General features: G+C 58.7%; 23 protein-coding genes and 3 pseudogenes. 12 read left to right on the top strand and 14 right to left on the bottom strand.

Features of this window, described 5'->3' with window-relative positions; all coding sequences use genetic code 11:
* Nucleotides 1–183 precede the first annotated feature (183 nt).
* The 3 genes from ABWL43_RS09320 to ABWL43_RS09330 all read left to right on the top strand — a co-directional run bounded on the left by ABWL43_RS09320 (nucleotide 184) and on the right by ABWL43_RS09330 (nucleotide 2,290).
* On the top strand, nucleotides 184–1,200 hold the full coding sequence (locus tag ABWL43_RS09320) for a 1-aminocyclopropane-1-carboxylate deaminase (RefSeq protein WP_145166150.1): 1,017 nt from the start codon (nucleotides 184–186) through the stop codon (nucleotides 1,198–1,200).
* A gap of 137 nt (nucleotides 1,201–1,337) precedes the next feature.
* Nucleotides 1,338–1,802, top strand: a complete 465-nt coding sequence (locus tag ABWL43_RS09325; protein ID WP_404487478.1) for a transketolase — start codon at nucleotides 1,338–1,340, stop codon at nucleotides 1,800–1,802.
* Between the two features lie 47 nt (nucleotides 1,803–1,849).
* Nucleotides 1,850–2,290: a hypothetical protein gene (locus ABWL43_RS09330; RefSeq protein ID WP_404487479.1), complete on the top strand. Its 441-nt coding sequence runs from the start codon at nucleotides 1,850–1,852 to the stop codon at nucleotides 2,288–2,290.
* A gap of 28 nt (nucleotides 2,291–2,318) precedes the next feature.
* Here the strand turns inward: ABWL43_RS09330 and ABWL43_RS09335 are convergent, their stop codons facing one another.
* The 7 genes from ABWL43_RS09335 to ABWL43_RS09365 form a co-directional block, all read right to left on the bottom strand.
* A complete protein-coding gene (locus ABWL43_RS09335; protein ID WP_404487480.1) occupies nucleotides 2,319–3,473 on the bottom strand; it encodes a M20 family metallopeptidase in 1,155 nt (384 codons plus the stop codon).
* Nucleotides 3,470–4,894 (bottom strand): M20 family metallopeptidase, encoded by a 1,425-nt coding sequence (locus ABWL43_RS09340; RefSeq protein ID WP_404487481.1) that lies wholly within the window; start codon nucleotides 4,892–4,894, stop codon nucleotides 3,470–3,472. Before ABWL43_RS09340 ends, ABWL43_RS09335 begins: the two co-directional genes overlap by 4 nt.
* Nucleotides 4,891–5,880, bottom strand: a complete 990-nt coding sequence (locus tag ABWL43_RS09345; RefSeq protein WP_145166155.1) for an ABC transporter ATP-binding protein — start codon at nucleotides 5,878–5,880, stop codon at nucleotides 4,891–4,893. The genes ABWL43_RS09340 and ABWL43_RS09345 overlap by 4 nt, the downstream gene beginning before the upstream one ends.
* A complete protein-coding gene (locus ABWL43_RS09350; RefSeq protein ID WP_145166156.1) occupies nucleotides 5,877–6,893 on the bottom strand; it encodes an ABC transporter ATP-binding protein in 1,017 nt (338 codons plus the stop codon). The genes ABWL43_RS09345 and ABWL43_RS09350 overlap by 4 nt, the downstream gene beginning before the upstream one ends.
* A gap of 31 nt (nucleotides 6,894–6,924) precedes the next feature.
* Nucleotides 6,925–7,827, bottom strand: a complete 903-nt coding sequence (locus ABWL43_RS09355) for an ABC transporter permease (RefSeq protein ID WP_404487482.1) — start codon at nucleotides 7,825–7,827, stop codon at nucleotides 6,925–6,927.
* 9 nt (nucleotides 7,828–7,836) lie between these two features.
* Nucleotides 7,837–8,754: an ABC transporter permease gene (locus tag ABWL43_RS09360; protein WP_024077467.1), complete on the bottom strand. Its 918-nt coding sequence runs from the start codon at nucleotides 8,752–8,754 to the stop codon at nucleotides 7,837–7,839.
* A gap of 105 nt (nucleotides 8,755–8,859) precedes the next feature.
* Nucleotides 8,860–10,380, bottom strand: coding sequence for an ABC transporter substrate-binding protein (locus tag ABWL43_RS09365; RefSeq protein WP_145166158.1), 1,521 nt, complete (start codon nucleotides 10,378–10,380; stop codon nucleotides 8,860–8,862).
* 183 nt (nucleotides 10,381–10,563) lie between these two features.
* On the opposite strand from ABWL43_RS09365, the gene ABWL43_RS09370 reads away from it, so the two are divergent.
* Nucleotides 10,564–11,481, top strand: coding sequence for a LysR substrate-binding domain-containing protein (locus tag ABWL43_RS09370; RefSeq protein WP_145166159.1), 918 nt, complete (start codon nucleotides 10,564–10,566; stop codon nucleotides 11,479–11,481).
* A gap of 115 nt (nucleotides 11,482–11,596) precedes the next feature.
* On the opposite strand, the gene ABWL43_RS09375 is transcribed toward ABWL43_RS09370, so the two are convergent.
* Together ABWL43_RS09375 and ABWL43_RS09380 are read right to left on the bottom strand one after the other, a co-directional pair.
* Nucleotides 11,597–12,418 (bottom strand): IclR family transcriptional regulator, encoded by an 822-nt coding sequence (locus tag ABWL43_RS09375; protein WP_242193620.1) that lies wholly within the window; start codon nucleotides 12,416–12,418, stop codon nucleotides 11,597–11,599.
* 158 nt (nucleotides 12,419–12,576) lie between these two features.
* A complete protein-coding gene (locus ABWL43_RS09380; protein WP_404487483.1) occupies nucleotides 12,577–13,908 on the bottom strand; it encodes an MFS transporter in 1,332 nt (443 codons plus the stop codon).
* A gap of 186 nt (nucleotides 13,909–14,094) precedes the next feature.
* Here ABWL43_RS09380 and ABWL43_RS09385 point away from each other — a divergent pair, with 186 nt between their 5' ends.
* Together ABWL43_RS09385 and ABWL43_RS09390 are read left to right on the top strand one after the other, a co-directional pair.
* Nucleotides 14,095–14,253 carry a hypothetical protein gene (locus ABWL43_RS09385; RefSeq protein WP_404488517.1) on the top strand — a complete coding sequence of 53 codons (159 nt, stop codon included), beginning with the start codon at nucleotides 14,095–14,097 and terminating at the stop codon, nucleotides 14,251–14,253.
* 4 nt (nucleotides 14,254–14,257) lie between these two features.
* Nucleotides 14,258–14,449 (top strand): annotated as a pseudogene (locus tag ABWL43_RS09390) (FAD-dependent monooxygenase); the annotation flags it as partial.
* A gap of 173 nt (nucleotides 14,450–14,622) precedes the next feature.
* Here ABWL43_RS09390 and ABWL43_RS09395 read toward each other — a convergent pair.
* The 5 genes and pseudogenes from ABWL43_RS09395 to ABWL43_RS09415 form a co-directional block, all read right to left on the bottom strand.
* Nucleotides 14,623–16,422 carry a sigma-54-dependent Fis family transcriptional regulator gene (locus ABWL43_RS09395; RefSeq protein ID WP_145166163.1) on the bottom strand — a complete coding sequence of 600 codons (1,800 nt, stop codon included), beginning with the start codon at nucleotides 16,420–16,422 and terminating at the stop codon, nucleotides 14,623–14,625.
* A 116-nt stretch (nucleotides 16,423–16,538) separates the two neighbouring features.
* The gene (locus ABWL43_RS09400) at nucleotides 16,539–17,396 is read right to left on the bottom strand and encodes a transporter (RefSeq protein ID WP_256676538.1); all 858 of its coding nucleotides are present in this window, start codon (nucleotides 17,394–17,396) and stop codon (nucleotides 16,539–16,541) included.
* A 101-nt stretch (nucleotides 17,397–17,497) separates the two neighbouring features.
* Nucleotides 17,498–18,622, bottom strand: a complete 1,125-nt coding sequence (locus ABWL43_RS09405) for an NAD(P)-dependent alcohol dehydrogenase (protein WP_404487484.1) — start codon at nucleotides 18,620–18,622, stop codon at nucleotides 17,498–17,500.
* A 19-nt stretch (nucleotides 18,623–18,641) separates the two neighbouring features.
* Nucleotides 18,642–20,114, bottom strand: a complete 1,473-nt coding sequence (locus ABWL43_RS09410) for a benzaldehyde dehydrogenase (RefSeq protein WP_404487485.1) — start codon at nucleotides 20,112–20,114, stop codon at nucleotides 18,642–18,644.
* A gap of 191 nt (nucleotides 20,115–20,305) precedes the next feature.
* A pseudogene (locus ABWL43_RS09415) lies at nucleotides 20,306–21,040 on the bottom strand (LysR family transcriptional regulator).
* 178 nt (nucleotides 21,041–21,218) lie between these two features.
* Here ABWL43_RS09415 and ABWL43_RS09420 point away from each other — a divergent pair.
* The 6 genes and pseudogenes from ABWL43_RS09420 to benB all read left to right on the top strand — a co-directional run.
* Nucleotides 21,219–21,462 (top strand): annotated as a pseudogene (locus tag ABWL43_RS09420) (enolase C-terminal domain-like protein); the annotation flags it as partial.
* A 48-nt stretch (nucleotides 21,463–21,510) separates the two neighbouring features.
* Nucleotides 21,511–21,801 carry a muconolactone Delta-isomerase gene (gene catC, locus ABWL43_RS09425; protein WP_404487486.1) on the top strand — a complete coding sequence of 97 codons (291 nt, stop codon included), beginning with the start codon at nucleotides 21,511–21,513 and terminating at the stop codon, nucleotides 21,799–21,801.
* A 60-nt stretch (nucleotides 21,802–21,861) separates the two neighbouring features.
* Nucleotides 21,862–22,767 carry a catechol 1,2-dioxygenase gene (gene catA / locus ABWL43_RS09430; RefSeq protein WP_404487487.1) on the top strand — a complete coding sequence of 302 codons (906 nt, stop codon included), beginning with the start codon at nucleotides 21,862–21,864 and terminating at the stop codon, nucleotides 22,765–22,767.
* Between the two features lie 94 nt (nucleotides 22,768–22,861).
* Nucleotides 22,862–23,830 (top strand): AraC family transcriptional regulator, encoded by a 969-nt coding sequence (locus ABWL43_RS09435; RefSeq protein ID WP_145166169.1) that lies wholly within the window; start codon nucleotides 22,862–22,864, stop codon nucleotides 23,828–23,830.
* An 85-nt stretch (nucleotides 23,831–23,915) separates the two neighbouring features.
* The gene (locus ABWL43_RS09440) at nucleotides 23,916–25,292 is read left to right on the top strand and encodes a Rieske 2Fe-2S domain-containing protein (protein WP_369302636.1); all 1,377 of its coding nucleotides are present in this window, start codon (nucleotides 23,916–23,918) and stop codon (nucleotides 25,290–25,292) included.
* Nucleotides 25,289–25,777 (top strand): benzoate 1,2-dioxygenase small subunit, encoded by a 489-nt coding sequence (gene benB, locus ABWL43_RS09445; RefSeq protein ID WP_404487488.1) that lies wholly within the window; start codon nucleotides 25,289–25,291, stop codon nucleotides 25,775–25,777. Before ABWL43_RS09440 ends, benB begins: the two co-directional genes overlap by 4 nt.
* Nucleotides 25,778–25,779: the final 2 nt, after the last annotated feature.

The following is a 25,779-nucleotide window of genomic DNA, read 5'->3' on the forward strand; positions in this document are numbered from 1 at the left end:
AAAGTATGTTTAGTGTTTCCTGTGGAAAATTATGTTTCTTTATCTAATAGAAATTTGCAACACATATTTTTCGAACTCTTCTTAATATTGAACTCATCGAAGCCCCTCTGAAAGAGCCTGGAACGCAGCCTCTTTTGCCTTTCGGTCTGGCGCTTGGATACTCAATAAACAAGGAGCAGAGTCATGAACCTGAATCGTTTTAAACGTTATCCGCTGACCTTCGGTCCTTCTCCCATCACGCCCTTGAAACGCCTCAGCGAACACCTGGGCGGCAAGGTCGAGTTGTATGCCAAACGCGAAGACTGCAACAGTGGCCTGGCCTTTGGCGGCAACAAGACGCGCAAGCTCGAATACCTGATTCCCGAAGCACTCGAACAGGGCTGCGACACCTTGGTGTCCATCGGCGGGATACAGTCGAACCAGACCCGTCAGGTCGCCGCCGTCGCTGCCCATCTGGGCATGAAGTGTGTGCTGGTCCAGGAAAACTGGGTGAACTACTCCGATGCGGTGTATGACCGCGTCGGCAATATCGAGATGTCGCGCATCATGGGTGCGGATGTACGACTGGACGCCGCCGGGTTCGACATTGGCATCCGGCCCAGTTGGGAGAAGGCCATGAACGATGTGGTGGAGCGGGGCGGCAAACCCTTTCCGATCCCTGCGGGGTGTTCCGAACATCCCTACGGCGGCCTTGGGTTTGTCGGCTTTGCCGAGGAGGTACGGGAGCAGGAAAAACAACTGGGGTTCAAGTTCGACTACATCGTGGTCTGCTCCGTGACCGGCAGTACCCAGGCCGGTATGGTCGTCGGTTTCGCCGCGGACGGCCGTTCGAAGAACGTTATCGGCATTGATGCCTCGGCCAAGCCAGAGAAAACCAAGGCACAGATCCTGCGTATCGCCCGGCACACCGCAGAACTGGTGGAATTGGGCCGCGAGATCACCGAAGAGGATGTGGTGCTCGACACACGCTTCGCCTATCCGGAATACGGTTTGCCTAACGACGGTACGCTGGAAGCCATTCGCCTGTGCGGGAGCCTGGAAGGTGTGCTGACCGATCCGGTGTACGAGGGCAAATCCATGCACGGGATGATTGAAATGGTCCGCCGTGGCGAGTTCCCCGAAGGTTCGAAAGTGCTTTACGCGCACCTGGGTGGGGCGCCTGCGCTGAATGCCTATAGCTTCCTGTTCCGCAACGGCTGATTAACGCCAATCACCTGTAGGAGCGAGCTTGTTCACGAAGCGGTGGGGCAGTCGGCATCAATATTGAATGTCACGACCTCATCGTCAGATCGCCATCCGGAGCAAGCGGCTCCTACCAAACCGCCGGGAGTACCGCCATGCATGCGATATCGCAATCTGCAGTCTGGATCAAGCAACCTTCGGCGGATGCCGGAGTGGTCATCGTTACCAGCGCCGCGTTGCCCCAATACATGATCGACAAGCTGCACGTAGCGATAGATGACTGGGACCAGGTGGCTTACCTAGTCATCAAGCAATCCGAGGCGTTGAGGGTCGACTGGTTACGGGCGGGGTCTAACCCGGAGAACTCTGCCGGGGGCGATGCGTGTTTCGTCAGCCAACTGTTGTGCTCCGTCTCCCACGGAAGCTTTTTACTGGATGTCGAAGTTGGCATGGTGTCTGGCCTGACCTGGCTGGGATCCGTCTGCGGCCACCCGCTGCGCGTCGTCGAACTTGGAAAAATAGCCTCATCCACGGCGGCGATGGATCAACAGGTTGAAGAGGTGTTATCGGCGGCCCGCAGCCTGGCGAAAAGCCTGCTGCAGGCGCGGGGCGTGATTTAACCAATGCCCTCGTCAACCCGCCTGTTGCAACAAGAAAGGCAACGCATATGAGCCAAGCTGCCGATTGTCGTAGCCACGCAATGAAGTGGGTCCGCGAGCCTTCAAGTTGCACGCGTATCGTGGTCATCGTGTGCGGACTTGATAGCGACCATATTGATTTGATCCATCAGGGTTTCAGCTGTTTTGACAATGTTGCGCTGATCCATGTCGATACGGTGAACACCGCGCCTGGCAAACGCGTCGAAGTGCGAGTGGCCAAGAGTGACTACTGCTTTGTGGTACTCGGTGAGCTTGATGAGCGTTTATTGCACGACCTTTCCATTGGTCAGTCATGCATCTACCCGATAGCACCCAACGAGGCGGCTGAACGTTCCGTCATTGCGGCAGTAGAACAGGTTAAAAGCCTCGCCCGAGTGAGCCATTCGCACCACCTTGAAGTGGTACCCGACACCAGCAGAAGTTGCCTACGGGCCTGTCTGATACCCTGACCCCGGCGATTCGTAGAGACCCATTACCTCAAACGCTGTCGCCGACAGCCAGAATGGTCGCCACCAACGCCAGGGCGCGAGGCACCAGCGTGTCCAGTTCCAGGTATTCACGATCAGTGTGGACCTTGCCACCCACTGGGCCCAGGCCACACAGGGTTGGAATGCCCAGGCTGGCGGTGAATCCGGAGTCGGCGCAACCGCCGGTGAACTCGCCTTCGACGCTGAAACCCAGCGCCAGCGCTTTTTGCTGGTAGATGTGCAGCAGGCGTTCGCTGTGATGTGCTTCCATCGGTAGAAAGGTTGTCGCTTCCTTGAGGACGGCGCTGGTACCGATCAGTTCTTCTTCTGCGACGATGGCCTGGATTGCGGTGAAGATCTGGTCCCAGTGCTTGAGTTCGATGAAGCGCACGTCCAGCCGGGCGCAGGCGCTAGGCGCGACGGTGTTGCTGGAGGTGCCACCGGATATCAGGCCTACGTTCGTGGTGATGCCTGCCGGGTAATCGGTCAAGGCATGGAGCTTGACGATCTTGCGCGCCAGGGCCTCGATCGCGCTGGCTCCGTCGGCATGGTTGACCCCCGAATGTGCCGCGCGGCCGCTGACTTCGATGATCAGCGTGGCACCGCCCTTGCGTGCGCTGACCACGTTACCGCTGGCCCGGCCGGGCTCGGTATTAAGCACGGCGCGGGCGGCCCGGGCGGCCTTTTCGATATGGGTTCTGGCGCTGCCGGAGCCGATTTCTTCGTCACCGGTGTACAGAACCTGCACCGGATAGGGCAACCGACCGGCGCGCTTGAGTGCCTTGAGGGCGAAGCAATTGAGCACCAGGCCGCCTTTCATGTCGGCGACACCGGGGCCATAGGCGAAATGGGTGTCGCGGCTGTAGCCGCGAGTCGTGGTGGTACCTTTGGGGAAAACCGTGTCGCGATGGCCCAGCAGCAACACCGGCTTTCCAGATTCGCCTGGCACTTCGGCGAGCATTACGTCGCCAAAACCATCGACCGGTATGCGCTTGAGCAGGATGCCGTCGGCTTCCAGTTCAGCCGCGAGCAGCGCGCCCACAGCGTCGACGCCCGCCTTGTCATAGCTGTTGGAGTCGGTGTCGACGATGCGCTGCAGCAGCGTTTCCATGGCTTGGCGCTGGTCAGCCAGCCAGCCCAGCGCCTGTTGTGGGGTGGCGCTCATTGCGCTTGCTCCCGTAACTGATGTTCCTGGGTCAGGCGTGCCGCGTCGTTGCCCAGGTCCCAGAACAGCCCGGCCATGATTTGCAGGCTTTCCTTGACCACCGGTGCCAGCAAGTGCTCGTTCGGCGCATGTTGCGAGCATGCAGGGTACGAGTGCGGCACCCACAATGTTGGCAGGCCGAGCACGTCCGCGAACACGTCGTTGGGCAGCGAGCCGCCGAGGTTTGGCAGCAGCGCAGGCTTTTTGCCGGTGGTCTGTGCCAGGGAGCTGAGCGCCCAACTGACCCACGGGCTTTGCGGATCCAGCCGAGTGGCATGCATCACATCGATGCGGCTTTGCTTGACCTCGACATTGCTGAAACCATGAGCATCCAGGTGGGCACGTACAGCCGGGATAAAGGTCGTGTAGTCGCTGTTCACCACGAAGCGGATATGGCAGTGGGCGTTGGCCTTGCCAGGGATAGCATGCACAGGGGCGTCCGGGTTGCCGGTCTTGAAGGCGATGACGTCGAGGGTGTTCCAGCCGAACACCTTTTCGCTCAGCGAGAGCTGCGGGTTACCCCAGTTGGCGTCGATTTCCGGATCGCCCGGTCCGCCACCGACGTCAATATCGGCCAGTGCCTGCCGCACCGGCTCCGGCAGTGTCTCGGGCATCAGGCCCGCAACTTTCACCCGACCGTGTTCATCGACCATGCTCGCGATGGCATTGGCCAGAATAATGCCGGGGTTGGCCAGCAACCCGCCCCAGTTGCCGGAGTGATGAGCGCCTTCGCGCAAATTGACCACCAGCTCGAAGTTGAATACACCGCGTGAGCCGAGAAAAATCGTCGGGCGTGATGCCGCCAGGCGCGGGCCGTCCGAGGCGATGAAAACATCCGCCGCGAGCTCTTTACTGTGTGCGGCACAGAACGCATTCAAGCCCGGCGAGCCTTCTTCTTCGCCCATTTCCAACAGCAGCTTGACATTGAAACCCAGCTTGCCGTCGCGAGCCTTGAGCGTTTGCTCCAGCGCGGTCAGGTTGATCAGGTGCTGGCCTTTGTTATCCGCTGTGCCGCGGCCGTACCAGCGATCGCCTTCGACCGTGACTTGCCACGGCGACAAGCCTTCACGCCATTGCGCTTCATAGCCGCGCACCACATCACCGTGGCCGTAGCTGAGCACGGTCGGCAGTTCTGGATGTTCAATGCGTGTGGCGATCAGGAAGGGGCCGCGTTCTGCCACCGGGTTGTTATAGACCATGACGCTGAAGCCCATCGCCTCGACATGCGGGGTGATGAAGTCATTGAGGTAGCGAAACAGCTCGGGCTGGCTATCCGCTGCCTGGCTTTCGGTGTGCAAGGCGACGCTACGTTCGAGCAGATTAAAAAAATCGCCGTTGTCGAATTGCTCTGTGGTGTTGCTGATGGCCAGTGAACGACTCATGAGTGGATAAGCTCCAGTGTTTGGGCAGAATTGTCGTGAAGGTGGCAACGCACGTTGCCGCCGATAAGCGGACCATTGGCCGGATAGGCCGTTGTGCAGGGGGCGAAGCAGCTCGGGCAGCGCGGATGAAAGGCGCAACCGGACGGCGGTGACATGGGGTTGGGGAAGGTGCCGTGCAGGCCGATTTCAGGAATGCCCAGGCGCGGATCGGGCGTGAGCACCGAATCCAGCAAGGCGCGGGTATAAGGGTGGCCGGGGTTGGCGAACAACGATTCGCGAGTGCGTTCTTCGACGATGCGCCCCAGATACATCACTGCGACCCGGTCTGCGAGGTGTTCGATGACCGCCAGGTTATGGCTGATCAGCAGATAGGTCAGGCCGAATTCGCGCTTGAGGTCTTGCAGCAGATTGAGGATCTGCGCCTGCACCGACACATCCAGCGCTGATGTGGGCTCGTCGCAGATCAATACATCAGGGCGCATGATCAGCGCCCGTGCAATCGCCACCCGCTGGCGTTGCCCGCCAGACAGCTGGCTCGGGTAGCTGTCGATCACCCGCTTGGGCAGGCCGACCACATCAAGCATCTCTTCGGTCTTCTTGCGTCGCTCGGCGGTGCTGCCGATGTCATGCACGATCAGCGGCAGGGTGACGATTTCGCGCAGGGTCTTGCGTGGGTTCAGCGAGGAGTACGGGTCCTGGAAAATCGGCTGGATATGCCGGGACATTTCCTTGCGATCAGTCGCCGCCAGATGTTTGCCATTGACCAGCACATCGCCGCTGGTAGGCGGCAACAGACCGAGCAACATCTTGGCCAGGGTACTTTTGCCGCAACCGGACTCGCCTACCAGACCCAGGGTCTCGCCACGCATCAGGCGCAGGGAAACGCCGTCCACGGCCTTCAGGGTGGCGGCGGGTTTGAAAAAGCCCTTGTTGATCCGAAACTCGCGGCGGATGTCACACAGCTCTAAAGCGATGTCTTTTTTCATGACCTTGCACGCTCCTGAAGGCGAATCGGTGCCGGGTTCGGTGCGGCGAGCAGGCAGCGCGCCATGTGTCCGTCCTGTTCGACTTCGGGGATGTTTTGCGCGCAGTCCGGTGTCGCCTGGCTGCAACGATTGCGGAACGCACAACCTTGCTGTTCGCCTACCAGACTCGGCACAAGGCCCGGAATCGAACCCAGCGCCTCACCCGGTTTAGTCCGGCCAGGGATTGGAATACTCGCCAGCAGACCGCGGGTGTAAGGATGCTGCGGGTTCTCGAACAGTTGCAGGGCAGGGGCGGTTTCGACGATTTCCCCGGCATACATCACTGCGACCCGATCGGCGATCCGTGCCACCAACCCAAGGTCGTGGGTGATAAAGATCACCGCCAGGCCGAGTTCTTTCTGAATGTCGCGAATCAAGCGCAGGATCTGCGCTTGAATAGTCACGTCCAGTGCCGTGGTTGGCTCATCTGCGATGATCAGGTCCGGTTCGCACATCAACGCCATGGCGATGATTACCCGCTGGCGCAAACCGCCAGACAATTGATGCGGATACTGACGCAAGCGCTCGGTCGCATTGCTGATACCGACTTTCTCCAGCATCTGTGCGGCGCGAGCCAGGGCATCCTTGCGCGACACCTTGCGATGCTGAGTCAGTACTTCGCTGAGCTGATCGCCAATGCTGTAGGCGGGGTTCAGCGAGGTCATCGGTTCCTGGAAGATCATCGCCAGACGGTTGCCGCGCAGGTCGCACATGCGCCGCTCGCTCTGGTTTAGCATGTCGATACCGTCCAGCGTCAGCCGTGACGCGGTGCGTTTGGCCTTGCGTGGCAACAGGTCCATCAGCGCCAGTGAGGTCAGGGATTTGCCGCAGCCGGATTCGCCGACGATGCACAGCATTTCACCGCGCTCGACTTCAAAATTCAGACCGCGCACGGCATGCAGCATGTCATCCGGTGTCGGGCTGTTGCCCATTGGAATGTCCACGCGCAGGTTTTCCACATGGAGTAGTGCCATGTTCGGTACCCTCTTTAGTTACGGCCGTCTATCAGTTACGGCCGTCGGGCAGGATCAGATCGCGCAGGCCGTCGCCGACCAGGTTGATGCCCAGCACCAGAATCATCAGGGCGACGCCGGGAATGGCGATGACCCACGGGGAAAAGAACATGTAGGGTTTGCCTTCAGCGATCATCAAACCCCAGGACGGCGTCGGCGGCTGCACGCCGACCCCGAGGAACGACAGTGCCGACTCCAGCAGGATCGCGTGGGCCATTTCCAGCGTCGCGACGACGATCAGTGCACCGACCAGATTGGGTAGAATTTCACTGACCAGAATGCGCAGGGTCGAGCAGCCAAGCGCCTGGGCCGACGCCACATATTCAGCATCGCGAATCTGTTGCACCGAAGCCCTGACCACCACCGCGAAGCGATCCCATAACAGGCAGCCGAGCAGCACGATGACCACTTTCAGTGAGCCGCCCATCAGCGAGGCCGAGGCCAGTGCGACCATCACGACCGGCATCGCCAGCCGGGTAGTGATCAGGTAGCTGATAAACGCATCGACCTTGCCGCCGTAGTAACCCGCCAACAGCCCCATGACTGTGCCGATAAAGCCGGAAATCAGCGCCGCCGCAATGCCAATGAACAGTGAAATACGTGCGCCGTAGAGCAGTCGCGACAGGTAATCACGGCCCAGCTTGTCGGTGCCAAGGACGTATTCCCAGGTGCCGTGGGCCATCCATACCGGCGGTTTCATGCGCAGCATCACGTCTTGCGCATAAGGGTCGTAAGGTGCCAGCCACGGCGCGAACAGTGCGCCAGCGAAGATGACCAGCAACAACACCGCGCCGATGGCGAAACCACGATGACGAAAGCTCTTGCCAAGTACTCGGCTCAGGCTGCTCGGTGGTGGCAGGTAGTCATTGATCGTGAGGGTAGTGGGGGTGCTCATGTAAGCCTCCTAGCGCACGCGAATGCGCGGGTCGAGCAGTGCGTTGAGCACATCGGCCAGCAAGGTGAGGATGATGTAGATCACCGCAATCAGCAGGACCACGGCCTGTACCACCGGGAAGTCGTCACGGGCGATGGCGTCCCAGGCGAGTTGCCCGATGCCTTGCAGGGAAAACACGGTTTCGATCACCACCGAACCGCCGAGCATGAAGCCGAACTCCACCGCCGCCAGCGCGACTACCGGAATCAAGGCGTTGCGCAGTGCGTGCTTGAACAACACGCGGGCAGGGCGCAGGCCCTTGGCGCGGGCGGTGCGGATGTAGTCGGAACTGAGCACATCAAGCATGCCGGCGCGGGTCAGCCGCATGATTGCCGGAGTCGCGTAGTAGCCCAGGGCAATGGCCGGCATGACGAAGTGCAGCAGGGTCGAGTTGCCGGACACCGGCAGCCACTTGAGCGTCACCGCGAACACCACGATCAACATCAGCGCAAACCAGAAACTTGGCATTGCCTGACCCAGCACCGCAATGCTCAAGGCCAGTCGGTCAACCCAGGTGTCGCGTTTGACCGCGGCCAGCACGCCCAGGGGAATTGCCACCAGCAAGGCGATGCCCAACGCCATGGCGCCCAACCCGAGGGTAATCGGCAAGCGGCTGGCGACGAGGTTGTAGACCGACTCCTGAAAGAAAAATGAATTGCCCAGGTCCAGCCGTAGCAAATCGCCCAGCCAGTTGAAGTACTGGGTCGGTAGCGGTTTGTTCAAACCGTACTGCACGCGGATCTGTTCGATCTGTTCGCTAGTGGCTTCCGGTCCGCCAATGGCAGTGGCCAGGTCGCCGGACAGATGCAAAAGAGAAAAGCTGATCACCGACACGGTAATGGCAACGCAAATAGCGATGCCCAGACGGCGCAGAAGGAATCCAAGCATGGCGAGTTTCCTCATATCTATTGGGTGACATGTGTGAGGACGTGTCTGTGGCAGGGACGAGTCCAGGCGCTACGGCACCTTTGGATCAGTCCGCCAGCTTGCGCATTACTTCCACGTGGACTCGACGAAACGCGGCAGCTCATCCGGGTACGGGGTGAACGCGAGTTCGGAGGTGTAGGCGTAGTTCATCGAGTAGTTGAACAGCGGCGCCCAATAGGCCTGTTCGCTGATGCGCTGCAACGCCTTGCGGTAGTTGTCCTTGCGCACTTGCGGGTCGAGGGCATTGTCGGCGGTCTGCAACCAGCCCTGGACTTGTGGGTCCTTGATGTTGTCGTCCGGGTTGCCCTTGAACCAGGTACCGGCCGACGCCGAGGTATCGAGGATCGAGAACGAGCCCCAGGCCTGAAACGACATGGGTACCTTGCCACCACGTTGCTGATCGCGCAGGGCGGCGTACTTCAAGTAGCGCAGCTTGGCGTTGATGCCCACGGCGCGCAGGTTGCCGATGATGGCTTCGACGTAATCACGGTCGCGATAAGCGAAGATTTCTGTCTCGAAGCCATTTGGGTAACCGGCTTCGGCGAGCAGCGCCTTGGCCTTGGCCGGGTCATAGTTGTAGACCGTGGCTGCGGTAGTATCGCAGCCGAACTGGCCTGGATAACAGGCAACCTGCAGGGGTTTGGCTTCGCCACCCACCAATTGCGTGGCCAGCGCATTGCGGTTGATCGCATGGTTGATGGCCTGACGCACCTTGAGGTTCTTCATCGGCGAGTTTTCAGTGGAGGTGCCCCGAGCATCGAGAATCAGGAAGCCGATGCGCATGGTTTCGCCGCTGGTCACGGTCAGGTTCGGCATGCCTTTGAGGTCGACTGCCTGATCCGGGGTGACACGCCAGGTCCAGTCGACACCATCGGTCATCAGCTCGGCCAGGCGGGTTTCCGCATCCGGGATCACCCGGAACTTGAGGTGGCTGATATGTGGCTGGCCTTGTGGGCTGTCCGGGAAGTAGTCCTTGTTGATCTCCATGGTCACGCCTTCGCCGGCCACCACCGACACGGCTTTATACGGCCCGGTGCCAATTGGCTTGCGACTGAATTCGGCCAGGCCGACCTTCTCGAAATACTGCTTGGGAAACATCGGAACGGCGTTGGACAGGTATTCCAGTGCGGGAGGGAAAGGCTTCTTCAAATGCAGGCGAACGCTGTAGTCACCGGTTTTTTCGGCGCTCTTGATCCAGTCTACGTTTTGCACGGTAACGACTTTCGCTTCGGGCGACACCACGTAGTTGAGGGTGAACACCACGTCGTCGGCGGTGAACGCGTCACCGTTGTGAAATTTGACGCCTTTGCGCAGCTCGAAGTCGATGGTGGTGTCGTCGACCTGTTTCCAGCTGGTGGCCAGCATGGGTTTGTATTCGCCGCTTTTGGGATCGCGGTAGATCAGGTTGTCCCAGATCAGCCGGCCGAGAATCACACCTTCGCGTAAATCGTTGTGATAGGGACTGATGTTTTCAGGCTCGCTGTCGGAAGCGTAAACCAAGGTGTCGTTGGCTTTACCGGCATGAGCCGGAAAACTGATGATGATGCCCATCAGCGCAATACTGCAGGCGAAACCTTTGATGCCCATGCCGTCGTCTCCGTTGGCGAGTGTGGTTGAATCAAAGGGCAGCGAGTCGCAAATGCGTAAGGAGGATGAAAGCTCAGGCAAGGTTTTTTTGGTCTGGACACGAATGTAGGGAAAGGCTATCAATGCCACAAGAATAATATTTCGATACTTCCTTTGCCGAAAAGGCAACCCTTGGAGGCGCCGATGCAACTGTATGGCGTGCAGTCCACAGCACTGCGCTATTTTCTCGAAGTCGCGCGATGCGGGTCGATCAGTGAAGCCTCATTGCGATTGAATGTAGCGGCATCAGCGGTGAGCCGACAAATTTCCAAGCTTGAGGTGGCTCTGGATGCCAGCCTGTTTGAGCGTCGTGCCCGGGGCATGGTGCTCAGTGAGGCGGGGGCGCGATTGGCGGCATATGCGCGCAAGTCGCAGCTTGAGGCTGAGCAGGTGGTGCTGGAAATTACCGAGCTGCATGGCTTGCGCAGGGGCCATGTGCATGTTGCTTGCTCGGAAGGATTTGCACTGGAATACATGCCCAGGAGCATCAGCGCGTTCAGGCGTGAGTATCAGGGCATTCATTTCACATTGGAGGTCTGTGCGCCTGCGCAAGCAACTGAGAAAGTTCGTTCCGGCGAAGCCGATCTGGCGATGACCTTCAGCCTGACGCCGCAAAAGGAAATCAAGGTTGAACATGTCCTGAGCGGGGCGATTTTCGCCGTGGTCTCCAATTCTCATCCCTTGGCCGGGCGTGAAGCGGTCACCCTCGCCGAGTTGCAACCCTGGCCCATTGCGTTACCCAAGGCTGACACCACCATACGGCAGCTGTTTGACATCTGTTGCGGCGTACAGGGGTTGTTGTTCGACCCGGTGTTGACCACCAATTACGTTGCCGCGCTCTACAGCTTCGTCCGCGAAGAAGGCGTTATCAGCCTGGCCAGCGAAATGACCTTGCACAAGCAGGTGGCGGACAAGGCGCTGCAATGCGTGCCGATCCTTGATGAAGGCATGCAGGCACGCCGCATCGAACTGCAGAGCATGGCTGGGCGCAATTTGCCGGCAGCGGTTTCAGCGTTCAGGGATTTTTTGATTGCTGAGCTGGTGAAAGCCAAACGTCGCTGAACACCATCAGTAGGGCGTTGCCGCCGAGTTCAAGGGCAACGCGATTGATGGGTTGGCCGACCGTGGCGATGCGTCCGGTGTTACGTCCCTCATCTGTAGATGACCTGCGCACAGGTCAGTCCAGAAGTTCTGCTCTGTGCGCCAGTGCGGTCATGAGTTGTGAAAGATTGTCGGCAAGGGTGAGGATCTGCTGGCCTTGCACTTCATCCTGTTCGCTGTCGCGTTGCGAGGTCGGGCGCACGCAACTGATGCTACCCACGACTTTGCCGTCGCCATCGAATATGGGCGCCGCCAGGCCGAAGACGTCAGCATCCACTTCGCTGATGCTCAGCACATATCCCTGGCGGCGCAGGCGCTGCAGCGAGCGTCGGAATTGCTCCCACGTCTTACCCAGGTTGCTGGATTCGACATCACTCGGGTTTTCCAGAAATATCCGGCTTTGGTGTCGCGAGCCCATATTGGCCAGAATGACTTTGGAAGTGGCGCCCATGAACAACGGTCTTGGCGAGCCTCGTGAATAGCTCACCTGATTGGACAGATTGCCGGTTTGATGGACGCAGACCACTTGATCCTTGAACGATCGGCACACCAGCCATGCTTGCTCGGCGCCCCACTTTGGAAAGCTGGGCTCGAGTGCATGTGCGGCACGAACCAGCGGATCACTGACGCGCAGTTGGCGATCCCAAGTGATGATTCTCGCGCCCAGAGCGTAGCGCCCGGCCTCGACCTGAAACAGCAAATTGGCCTCGGCCAGTTCACGTACGTAACGGTAGGCGGTGGAGCGTGTGAACCCCAGCGCATTTCCCATCCCATCGACCGTCCAGATTGGATGGCGCTCGGTAAACAGGTCCAGGATTCGCAACATCCGCTCCAGGCTGGAGCCTTTGCTGTCAGCCAGGTGTTCGGTGTTGTCTTCGCAATCAAACGGTTTTTGCATGTCAGCGCTCGTCTACATTACTGGTGCGCAGGATACCAATTCGCTCGATTTCGATTTTGACGATATCACTCGGCTTCATCCAGGCCGGGGCGGCCGGCCGGAATGAACTGGAGGGGAGCACTTTGCCAGGGCTGGCAATAACCGGCAGAAAGCCGATTTCACTCAACCCCAGGCGGGCAGGTCTTTGAGCGCACCAGCGCCCGTTCGCTTTGTGAGCGTGTTGGTTGTTGCTTGCTTGCGGGGTCCAGTCGCAGCAAGGTAATCGCCGTCAGCGCGATGGCGCCCGGGATCAACGCTGCGATGAGGATCTCTGTCAAAACCCAGCCGGCCGCCAGCATCAAGCCTCCGCAAACAGGCCCTGTAATGGAACCCACGCGCCCGACGCCTAAGGCCCAGCCGATACCTGTGGAGCGTATTTCCTGTGGGTACAACTCGGCGGCTAAAGCGTTAAGACCGGCCTGCGCGCCCTGTACCAGAATGCCCAGCGCCAGCATCGCGGGGAAAAGCGAATAAAGCGAAACCGGCAATTGGCTGAGCGCCAGCACGACCGCCAGGTAGCCCATGAACTCGAGGGTCAGCACATTGACCGAGCCCCAACGGTTCATCAGCCAGCCTTGTATCACTGAGCCGATCACACCTCCCAGGCTGAACAGAATAATCGCGCGGATCCCCATGCTTAGCGGTGCATGGGCTGCCACCAGCAGTGTCGGGATCCAGCTCATGATGAAGTACAAAATCAGCAGGTTCATGGCGTACGGCAGCCAGAGCAACAGCGTGCGACGCCACATGCCGGCGGTGAAAAGACGGCTCAGGGAAGTAGAGGAAGTTGCCTGTTGACGCGGACGGCCAAGGCTGGCGGGCAGTTCAGCGAGATCGGGTGCGAGCCGCTTGATGATAGCGCTCAGGGCAGGGCGGCTGCCGGGCTTGCGACTGAGGAACTCAACCGACTCCGGAAGCCGCCGTGCCACGACGCCGGCGACCAGCAAGGGCAGCGCGCCACCAATCAGGAAAAGGTTTTCCCATCCCCAGGTGGCGAGGAGTTGGTCGACCGTCAAACCTGCCAGCATCGCGCCCAGTGGCATGCCACAGAACAGCAGTGTGACGGCACTGCGCGCATAACGCCGTGGGCTGTATTCAGAGATCAGCGCCACCAGGTTGGGGATCGCGCCGCCAAGACCTATACCGGTCAGGAAGCGCACGACCAGCAATTGCGGAACGCTATTAACAAAAGCGGTCAGTAACGCGAATGTGCCGAACAACAGGATCGACAACACCAGAATCTTCTTGCGCCCCAGGCGGTCCGCCATAGGGGCAAGTAGCAGGGCGCCGAGCATCAAACCCAATAAACCTGCCGCGAACACCGGGGCCAGGGCTTGGGGCGTCACGTTCAAGGTCGAAGCCATGGCCGTTACCAGGAATCCGACGATCTGGGTATCGAACCCGTCAAGCACTGCAACCAGTACGCAGAGGGCGAGCAGCTCCCACTGCAAGCGACTGACAGGCCGGGCGTCCACTACGTCGCAGAGGATATTGCTGGGGGTAGGTGTGTGCATGAACGTACCTCTTATTGTTTTTATTGTCTGGGGCAGGCAGGTGTCCTCGACTACGGCCAAATCTATTACTAAGCAAAAATCCTGTAAAGACAAAATACTGCAAAATCCCAAATTGCAGGAAATATGTATTTTTTATTTGATGGCTCGACCGCGGGCGCCGTTCTTGGCGTGATCTGCCGCATCGGGCTGTTGCCCGAAGAGGGAACGGTGTGGGAGTTGGCCCTGGTTATCGTGCTCTATAAATGCGAGCCAAAATCTTCACTCGGTTTTGAGGCGCCTTGAGGAACAGTGCATTCCTTCGCCCACCCTTTGGGCACTCCATGATGTGGACGAACTTTCTGGGAATGTCCATGGACGCGTAGCTCTGATTGGCGATGCTGCTCACGCCATGCTCCCCCATCAAGGTGCCGACGCAGGGCAGGGACTTGAAGATGCGTGGTTTCTCGCACGCTTACTGGCTGATCCGCAGGTTCAAAGCAGGTCACGAGGGGCGTTGGTGCGGTAACCCAACGACACCAACACGCCTAAAATGAGTGGAATGAACGTAGATCGTGATACCGCAGTTTTCTTCGTTTACACCCAATCTATTTAAGTACCATCTCGTGGTTCGGACCTGCTGGAGTTTGCATTTCCCAGGCCGCAAAAGCGTTCTCATCCGCGCCCGTACTTTTTCTTGTACAAAGTCGTCCTCGATATGCCCAACTGTCGAGCTGTGGCACTTATGTTGCCGCCATTAACCTGCAAAGCACTTTCAATTGCGCGTTGCTGCGTCTGCCTCAGATCCATCGGCGCTTTTGTAGGCGGTGGCGCAACCGACAGTGATAAGCCCTCAAGCATGATCATCATGTCATTGCCTGCAAGGGCACTCGCCAATCGAAGGGTTTGCTCTAACTGACGAATATTTCCCGGCCAGGCCTGTTCTTGCAGTGCCAGCAACGCATCTGGATGCAGTGGTGGGGCGTCGAAACGCTGGCGCAGCCGTTCCACTAATACGGCGAAATCAGTGCGCTCACGCAGCGCCGGTAGGGTAATAGCCAGGCCATTTAGGCGGTAATACAAATCTTCGCGAAACGCCTTGTGAGCGATGCGTTCAGCCAGATTACAGTGGGTGGCGCTGATCAGTCTGACGTCCAAGGGGGTGCGCACGGCGCTACCCAGACGTGATATTTCTCGCTCTTGAAGCACCCGTAGCAAGCGGGTTTGAAGGGCGAACGGCATGTCGCCGATCTCGTCCAGCAGCAAAGTGCCGCCGTTGGCGGCGGCAAGTTGCCCAGCGTAGCCGCCTTTGCGCGCACCGGTGAAGGTGCCTTCGGCATAGCCGAAGAGTTCGGACTCAATCAGGCTTTCCGGAATTGCGGAGCAATTGATCGCAACGAAGGGCGCTTCAGGATGCAAATGCTCGTGCAGCGCACGAGCGAAGACTTCCTTGCCGGTGCCGGTTTCACCCTGCAGCATAATCGGCACGCCAGCGGCGAACGCCTTGTGTGCTTGTGCCAGTTGCCGGTTAACAGTGGGGTCTGTGCCCATAGGGGTCGACAATTGCGGACTTGAGACGATGATCTTGGATTCCGGTAACAGCATCTTGGCGTATAAACGCGAGCCATCCGTGAGGGTTAGCTGTTGGGCGTGCTCCGCGCTGGCGACGGTTCGGGTTTCAAACAACTGCTCGATGTGGCACTCGATTGGGGCGAATTGCTCTAGCCCCAACAGGCGTTGTGCGGCGCGATTGGCGTTACAAATACGCCCTCTGGAGTCGATCGCGATCAGTCCTTGCAACGGGGTGCCCAGCAGACGTCGATCATGCTGGAGAGACAGGATCTGGCAGTTCTTTAGCGTGCCAAATAGCAGATTCTCAGCTGCCATAGCGGCATGGCTCAGTTGCTCCAGGACCGCTGCAATCTGCCGTTCGCCAGTGCCCGTGATATCAAGCCCGCCGATGAAGTCCCCGTTCAAGCCGCGAATGGGGACACTTGCGCAGAATATGTTGCCGAAGTCGTTGAGATAATGCTGGTTGCCAATCAGCACCGTCGGGGCACAGGTGGCAATGGTGCAACTGGGTGCCGTAGTTCCGAGATCCGCCTCCTGGATTCGCCGACCGACCTGCAGCTCGCGTAGAGGTCCATATAACTCAGGCGCCTGCCTGGCGTGGACGATAACCCCTTGCGGGTTGACGCAGAACAATGTCCACGAGGCCCCGCCTATTTGCTGCCATAACCGATCGATCTGAGGCCCGACATACTCAGCCAGTGAACGATCGTTGTCGTTCAGCGGGATCAGGCTCTCAGGGCCCGCTCGCCAATGGTCTGACGGCAGCAGGCCGCTTGCACGTGAGCGGAACCACGATTCGGCTACGACGGGGGGAACCAGACCGACAGGCAAGTCTGCGCCTTCACTGAAACGCCTACGGGCATGGAAAAGGCGTTGCTGGTCGACCAAGGCGTGGGCATCCATTAAAGACACCTCTAATAATTATAGGGATTACTGCTCGGACCACACAGCATAGGCAGGGCCCGCGATAGCCACTGATTTATACCCAACGACCAGCAAGGTCAATATCTGCATAACAATCAGAACACCAACAGCGCACGCAAATTAATACCAACGTCCTCCTGAAAGCCACCGACAGCTCGCACGTCGTGGGTCAATTGCGCGCTAAGTTGGACGGTGCGTCCGACCATCTGTTGAAACTCCATTCGTACCTGCTGAACCTCGGTCTTCTGCCCTGTGTAATCACCGTCCAGATATTGCTTACCGCCGATGCTGGCGCTGTAGCCGAGGGCCATGCGCTGCGTCGGATTAAAGTCATAGCGCAGATTGCTCTGCACCTGGTAGGTGGGGTCCTGTTTGAGCGTTTGATTTCCAGTGCCTGCATTAGCGTTGTGACCATAGGCTACGACATCGCCATACAGCTCCATGCCCAGTTTGCCCCACAGCGGTTCGACCCAGCCCAGCTGCAGGTCGCCTTTGTAACGGTTTTCGCCCAGGTTCAGCGCGTCGTGACGATCGTAGTTGCCCCAAGGCAGGTAGAGCAAAGGTGTAATGCCGAAGTAGCGACCGCTGACGCCGGCCTCTGGCTGGTTAACCAACCAGAAGGTCGCGCCCAAAATAGGGTCGGCCAAGCCACTGGCACTGCCCAACGCATGCCCACCGATACGCGCGTCGTAGACATGTCCAAACGGCAGGAGAATCTGTGGGTCGACCGTGATTCCGCCAATCTCGGTGAAGTGGATCAGGCGCAGGATACTGATATTGGATTTCAGGCTGGTCTGACGACGGCTGTCTCCGGCCCCGTCCGTATCGTAGCGGTCGGAATGACTGTATTGCTGATACCAGGCCGCGACACTGGTGCCAGCGGGAAGGGCTGTATAATCGCCAACATTGACGTCGACTGCCCAGGCGGGGGTGGAACCCAGGGCGAGCGCCATGGCGCCCACGTAAACGCGAGATATAAGTCGCATGTTCGACTACCTTTCTTGTTTTTATTTGCGTGATATGGCCCGGAGCATCACTGCTCCGGGTCAAAAGGTTATGGCGCGATGCGAATGATCGGCTTGAGCGTTATGCCTTTCTCGCTGTCCTCAGCGGCCTGGTTGATCTCGTCGAAGCGGTAGAATTTCACCAACTTGTCGAAGGGAAAGCGCCCCTGCAGATAGAGGTTGACCAGTTCCGGGATGAACTTTTTCGGCACGCTATCGCCTTCGACGATGCCGCGAATGGTCTTGCCACCCAGCAACAGATCATTGACGTCGAACTCGGCGGTGGTGCCTAGCGCTGGTGCGCCAACGACGCCGAGGCTGCCGCGACTGCCGAGTGCATCGACGGCTAGACGCAGCACCGCCGGACGCCCCGTAGACTCCAGGGCAAAATTGACACCGCCGCCCGTGATCTCGCGGATGGCCGCTACCGGGTCAGTGTCCTTGCTATTGATGACATGGGTCGCACCCAACTCCGTGGCCAAGGTCAACCGTGACGGCACTACATCCACGGCAATGATGGTGGTGGCGCCCGCGACCCGTGCAGCGAGTACTGCGCTCAGGCCCACCGCCCCCCCGCCAAACGCGGCGAAGCTGCTGCCGGGGGTGACCTTCAGCGAGTTGATTACCGCTCCGGCCCCGGTCTGGATCCCGCAACCGAGCGGGCCGAGCAATTCAAGCGGTGCTTGGCGACTGACTTTGATCGTGTTGTTTTCACGACTCAGTGCAAAGCTGGCAAACGACGATTGGGCGAAAAAGTGATCGTTCAGACGGGATCCCGCCTCATCCTGCAACGCGCTGCCGCCCTCCGGATCGCCACCACTGAAGTTACGGCCAAAAAACTCCTGGCAGTAGGACATGTGCCCGGCACCGCAAGACAGGCATTGGCCGCAATAGCCGTAGGTGAGCACGACATGGTCGCCCACTTGCAGGCCCTGGACAAGCGGGCCCACGGCCTCGACGATGCCTGAGCCTTCGTGGCCCAGTACCGCCGGTAACGGCACGGGGTAGTACTGGTCGCGGACGATCATATCGGTGTGACACATGCCGGTGGCAACGATTCGTACGAGTACTTCATCGCCTTGCGGTTCCCGAATCCGTGCATTTTCCAGCACGAAAGGCGCACCTTTACCTCGGGTAATGGCAGCTGTGATGGGGCGGTAGACTTGGGTGCTCATTATTTTTGTTCTCCTGGTTTTAAAGCGGATAAGCCGGTGCTTCACCTTTAACGGTGAGCCACTGCCATTGTGTGAACTCTTCCCAATTGGCTGGCCCGCCAATACTGGTCCCGTTGCCGGAGGCGCCCACGCCACCGAACGGATTAACCACTTCGTCGTTTACGGTCTGGTCGTTGATGTGCAGGAGGCCGACTCTAAGCTGCTCGCCTAGCTTCAGCGCACGGCCAACGTTCTGAGAAAGAATGGCGGCCGACAGTCCATACTCGGTGTCATTGGCCAATTCGATGGCCTCGGCATCAGTGTCAAACGGCACGACCACGGCCACAGGGCCGAAAATCTCTTCGTGAAACGCCGGGTTGTCGCGGGTCACACCGCTGAGTACGGTGGGTTTGAAGAACAGTCCCTCCGATGTGCCTCCTGCCGCCAGCGTCGCACCTGCCTGCACGGAGGCATTGACGACATGCAGCGCATGGTCACGTTGCTGATGATTGATCAAAGGCCCCAGATGTACCTGTCCACTGGCGGGGTCGCCAACCACAAGGCTGTTGGCCTTGGCCACCAACTTTTCCAGCAGGCGCTCGTAAATGCCCCGTTGCACCAGCAGGCGGCCCGTCGACATGCAGATTTGCCCCTGATGCAGATAGACGCCCCAGGTGGCATTGGCCAGGGCCAGCTCCAGGTCGGCGTCGTCCAGCACAATAAGGGCGTTTTTTCCGCCCAGTTCCAAGGAGACTTTTTTCAGGTTACGGCCCGCGGCCTCACCGACCTTGCGACCGGCACCGGTGGAGCCGGTGAACTGAATCATCGCCACGTGCGGATCGCTGGTGAGCGCGGCGCCGGCTTCCGCTCCTCCTGGTAAAACGTGCAACAGGCCCATCGGAAGACCTGCCAATTCGAAGATCCGGGCGATGACAAAACCGCCGCATACCGCCGTACGTAAGTCGGGCTTTAGCACCACACCGTTGCCTGTCGCCAGGGCTGGGGCGACCGCGCGGATGGCCAAGTACAAAGGGAAGTTGAACGGCGAAATAACCCCGACCACGCCTAGCGGTCGACGGCGAGCAATGCTTAAACGCCCAGCGCTTGAGGGCAACACCTCGCCTTGGCTTCGAGACGGCATGGCCGCGCTCTCATGGAGCACCTTGATGCTAAGGCTGGTTTCAAACTCCGCCTTGGGCCGCGTGGAACCACTTTCCTGAATCAGCCATTGCACGATGGCCTCAAAATTGTCCTCTGCGGTTTTTGCAGCCCGGCGTAGGACGGCCGAGCGCTCGTCGTAGTGCAATTGGAACCATGCGTTTTGCGCGAGGCTGGCCGCCTGGGCTGATTGCGCCACTTGGCGGGCATCAGCGCAGGCCAGGCTACCGAGCGTGTGGCCCGTCGCCGGTTCCAGCACATCTGCAGAGCTGGCCGTCGTCGTCCAAGTGCCCGTGAACAGCCTGTTATTCCACAGCGCCGCAGGGAGGAAATCACTTTGTAATTCGCTGCTCATATCGAGGGTGCCCTTGTCAGACCTGATTCGTGGGTGTGTGGTCATCTGACAGCAGGGGACGTGCCAAAACGTTACTTAAATCTCAACTTATTGTTTTAAAAGGAGATTGTTAAAATAAGTTTTACGTCTTACCGATCCACTGTTCAGAATCTGGACGCTTCGCTATGGGCAGGCGTCCATTTTCTGAACACTCAAGCCAACTCAGAAATTCCAAGCAATTCCAGGCACGCCTTCAATACGGTCGATTTATCGCCTGCCCGATAACTGACGACGATTGGGGAGCTCACGCCGGCATCCAGCAGCGGTGTGTAACCGATGTCGTCTCGGTGCAGGCGCTGCACCGAGGCAGGCACCAGCGTGATCCCCACGCCCGCGGCCATCAACCCAATTGCAGTCTGTAGCTCGTTGGCCATTTGAGCCAAATGGATGCTTAAGCCGCGCAGGGCAAATACCCCCAAGCACATGGTCGGCATAACTCGGACGGGGGCTGCCGGGATAGAGAATGAAAGGTTCAGCAGCCAATTGCTGAAGGCTCACCGGCGCGCCCAATAGCGCATGTCCGGCGGGCAATGCTGCAACCAGCGGGTCTTGGTGAACCATTTGCTGAGTAATGGACGGAGCATGGAACAGTAAGCGACCGAAGCCGATCCCTAGCCACCGCTTGCTGCCCGATGCGACACGGCGGGTGTCCTCGCACACGCGATCGAGTTGAGCAAGCAACAAGTTGGAGTGCTCCTGAAAAAACGCCCGGCCTCGGTCAATCGCAGGGGCCTGCTGCGGTCGAGTAACGGCACGCCAATCTCGCATTCCAGTTGCTGGATCTGCCGACTCAATGGCGGCTGGGCGATGTGCAGTCCTTCAGCCGCGCGGGTGAAATTCAGGGTGCAGGCCAGCACCCTGAAGTAACGCAAATGGCGCAGTTCTATGATACCTCCAAGGTATGGCGAGAGACTTATTCAATATTGGACGGGCCATTTAGCGGAGGTCAATCTTTGATGAAGAACAAATAGAATGCACACGGAACGCTCATGACTGCTATCACCATCGAACGCTTCGATACCCATATTGTGGTTCGCACCGCTGCTGACCGGCCAGGATGCCAGCGCCAGCGTGCGCGTCGATATCAATCAGGCCTGGAGTGAAGCGGTGGCAGTACGCGCTTGCCATTTGCTGGCCGATGCCGGGGGCGACATTGTCGCGCCATGACCGGGCTGGCAGGGTGCGTCTGAGTGCCCATAGTCCTATTCCGTTGATGGCGGATGAGGCGATTGAGTCAGTGCCCGACAGCTTTGCCTTGGCCCAGATGGGCGCCGCCTCGATCTTTGCCCTGAAGATTGCCACGTATGGCGCGCTTTGCCCGCCGCTGATCATCTTCAAATAAACAGGAATCCACGCCATGCTTTTTCAGGTACGCATGACCGTCAAGCTACCTACCGACATGCCAGTCGAGAAGGTGAATAAGCTCAAGGCGGATGAAAAGCAATTGGCCCACCACCTGCAACGAAAGGGCATCTGGCGCCATCTCTGGCGCATTGCTGGGCTTTACGCCAACGTCAGCATCTTCGACGTTTCGGATAATCAAGCGCTGCACGATACCCTGATGCAGTTGCCGCTTTACCCGTTCATGGAGATCGACGTCACAGCCCTGTGCCGACATCCATCTTCGATCCACACCGACGACCGCTGAGTTCATCCAGTCAGCGACACGTAAATCGACAAAAACAATGAATTGATGAGGGTAAGCACCATGACCGTACGTATTTCCCAAACCGCTGAAGTGCAGCAATTTTTCGAAGGCGCAGCGGGCTTTGATCAACCGGCTGGCAGTCAGCGAATGAAGAACGTGGTTCATCGCGTGCTGAATGACACCATCAGGATCATCGAAGACCTACAGATCACCCCCGAAGAGTTCTGGAAGGCCGTCAATTACCTCAACGATCTTGGCAACCGTCAGGAAGCCGGGTTACTGGTCGCAGGCCTGGGGCTTGAGCATTACCTTGACCTGCTGATGGACGCCGAAGACGCGCAGGCCGGGCATGTCGGCGGCACCCCACGCACCATCGAAGGCCCGCTTTACGTGGCTGGCGCTCCCCTGTCGAAGCACTACGCGCGGCTGGACGATGGCCAGGACCCCGGCACGGTATTGTTCATGACCGGTCAGGTTCGCGGCACCGATGGCGCGCCACTGAGCAACTCCACCGTCGACGTTTGGCACGCCAACACCGGGGGCACGTACTCATACTTCGACCCCTCGCAATCGGAGTTCAACCTGCGCCGTCGCATCCAGACTGACACCGAAGGCCGCTACCGCTTCCAGAGCATCGTGCCGTCCGGCTACGGTTGCCCGCCAGATGGTCCGACCCAGCAATTGCTTGACCAACTGGGGCGCCATGGTCAGCGTCCGGCGCATATTCATTTCTTTATCTCGGCGCCTGGCCATCGTCACCTGACGACGCAGATCAATCTGGCTGGGGACAAATATCTGCACGACGACTTCGCCTACGCGACCCGAGACGAGCTGATCGCCGAGATTCGTTTCACCGAGGATGCCAACGGCCCGCGTGCAGATATCGAATTTGATTTTGTTTTGCAGCCGACCGCCGCGGCGGAAGATGAACGTCGGCATGAACGGGTAAGGGCATTGGAAGTCTGATCAGTCATTGCCGCCCGAGCCTGCGTAGCGTTTGCTGGCGGGGGCTTTGTGGCTTCTATCCGGCCTTGCATAAAAGAATAAGAGAGGCGCAGACATGACCGTGTTATTGACTGAGCGCAGTCAGATTTTCGACCGCGCAGATGCCTATGCAGTGTCCGACTACGTTAACCAGCATGTGGGCAGTCACCATATTCGCCTGCCGCCCAAAGGCCACCCCCGGGCGAGTATCAGCCATCGCAACTTTTCGAGTCTGGACTTGTGTCGCATCAGTTATGGAGCCCCGGTGCAGGTCATCTCAGAGGCGCTGGAGACGATCTATCATTTGCAGATCCTACTTCACGGTCATTGTCGATCGGTGGCCTGGGGAAGGGAGCAGATTTTCCGTGCGGGCGAGGTCTTGCTGATCAATCCGGATGACCCGGTCGATCTGACCTATTCCGCCGACTGCGAGAAATTCATCGTCAAATTGCCTGTCAGGCTGCTCGAAAACGCCTGCCTGGAGCAGCACTGGGTGCTTCCCCAGCAGGGCATTCGTTTTGTTGCCGAGCGCCATCAACTCAGTGCCATGAGTGGCCTTTTACAACTGCTGGGTTTGATTTGCCACGAGGCCGAGAACACAACGCAAGGTGAGGTTCAGGCGCTGTACGAACGGATTGTCGCGAACAAACTGCTGGCGCTATTGGGCAGCAACGTTTTGCGGGTTGTCCCCCGAACTGAAGGCGGCGGCGGATTTGATCGGGTGCGACAGTTCATCGAAGAGCATCTGACCGAGGACATCAGCATCGAACAGCTCATGGTCGTGGCGCGGGTCAGCGAGCGTTCGCTGTATAAATTGTTCGAGCGTCAGGTCGGCCTGTCCCCCAGGGACTACATGCGCCAGTGCAAGCTGGAACGGGTGCATACAGAGCTGCAAATGGCAGCCGCGCGAAGCGTCACCGAAGTTGCGCTTGATTATGGTTTTCTGCATTTGGGGCGCTTCTCTGAAGCCTATCGCAAGCGTTTTGGCGAACTGCCTTCGCAGACCTGGCGGCGCCAGCGTCAGCAGGTTGCGCCAGGCGGATAGTGATTTGCAGTCATCGGATATTGTTGGGGTAGGCGAGCACGTAGGGTGAGGGGGCCTGATACAAGAATAACCGAGGGCCTACCCCATGATCAGCACTCTCGACAGACTCGCCCGTCAACTCAGCGAATCCGTTCAGGAAGATCCCGCTACCGGGGTTTTCCGTTGCCGCCGTGACATCTTCACCGACACCGAACTGTTTGCGTTGGAGATGAAGCATATTTTTGAAAGTGGTTGGGTATACCTGGCGCATGAAAGCCAGGTGCCAGAAATCAACGACTACTTCACCACCTACATCGGTCGTCAGCCCGTCGTTGTCACTCGCGACAAGCAAGGGGCACTGCACGGGCTGGTCAACGCCTGCGCCCACCGCGGCGCTATGCTGTGCCGCCGCAAGCAGGGCAACAAGGGTTCGTTCACCTGCCCGTTCCACGGATGGACCTTCAGCAACGCCGGCAAGCTGCTCAAAGTAAAAGACGCCAAGACCGGTGCCTACCCCGACAGCTTCGATTGCGACGGCTCTCACGACCTCAAACGTCTGGGCCGTTTCGAAAACTATCGAGGCTTTTTGTTTGGCAGCCTCAACGAAGCGGTTCCGGAACTGAGTGATTACTTGGGCGAAACCCGGGTCATCATCGACCAAATGGTCGACCAGGCACCGCAGGGGCTGGAGGTCCTGCGTGGTAGCTCGTCTTATGTATACGACGGTAACTGGAAGCTGCAGATCGAAAACGGTGCAGACGGTTATCACGTCAGCTCAGTGCACTGGAATTACTCGGCAACCATGGGGCGGCGTAATTATGAGGCCCAAGGCACGCGTGCCGTCGATGCCAATGGCTGGTCGAAAAGTCTTGGTGGCGTGTATGCGTTCGAGCATGGCCACATCCTGCTGTGGACCCGCCTGCTTAACCCCGAAGTCCGACCGGTGCATGCCCATCGTGCAGCGCTCGCCGAGCGCCTCGGGCAAGAACGTGCGGATTTCATTGTCGATCAGACCCGCAATCTTTGCCTGTACCCCAATGTCTACCTGATGGATCAGTTCTCCACGCAGATCCGTGTGGTGCGGCCAATCGCTGTAGATAAGACTGAAGTGACGATCTACTGCATGGCGCCCAAGGGCGAGAGCGCTCAGGAGCGCACAACCAGAATTCGCCAGTACGAAGATTTTTTCAATGTCAGTGGCATGGGCACGCCCGACGACCTCGAGGAATTTCGTGCGTGTCAGACCGGCTATCAAGGCGCGACGACCCTGTGGAACGACCTCAGTCGCGGTGCCAAGCAATGGATCGAAGGCGCTGACGACAATGCCCTGGCCATGGGCATGAACCCTCAGCTCAGCGGCGTGAAAACTGAGGACGAAGGCTTATTTGTGCGTCAGCACGCGTACTGGGTGACCAGCCTGCAACGAGCGATCGAGCTGGAAAAACAGGGCCTGATTGCGACTGACAAGGAGGCACTGTCATGAGCATTTCCCGTGAGAGCCTGCTGGCTTTTCTCTACCGCGAAGCGCGTTTGCTGGATGACCGCCAGTGGGACGAATGGCTGGAATGCTACTCGCCAAAGGCCGAGTTCTGGATGCCTGCGTGGGACGATCACGATACGCTAACAGAGGACCCGCAGAGCGAAATCTCGTTGATTTATTACCCCAGCCGCGACGGCCTGGAAGACCGGGTGTTTCGCATCAAGACCGAACGTTCCAGTGCCAGCACCCCAGAGCCGCGCACTGCACATTTCATCACCAACCTCGAAATGCTCGCCGAAGACGCCGGGCATGTGGAACTGCGCTTTAACTGGCAAACCCTCAGCCATCGCTACAAGACCACGGATACGTATTTCGGCACCTCGTTCTATCACCTGGATATCAGCGCGCAACAGCCGCTGATCACGCGCAAGAAGGTGGTACTGAAAAACGATTACATCCATCAGGTCATCGACATCTATCACGTCTGAGG

The organism is Pseudomonas sp. HT11, assembly GCF_044875395.1.
Taxonomy (GTDB): domain Bacteria; phylum Pseudomonadota; class Gammaproteobacteria; order Pseudomonadales; family Pseudomonadaceae; genus Aquipseudomonas.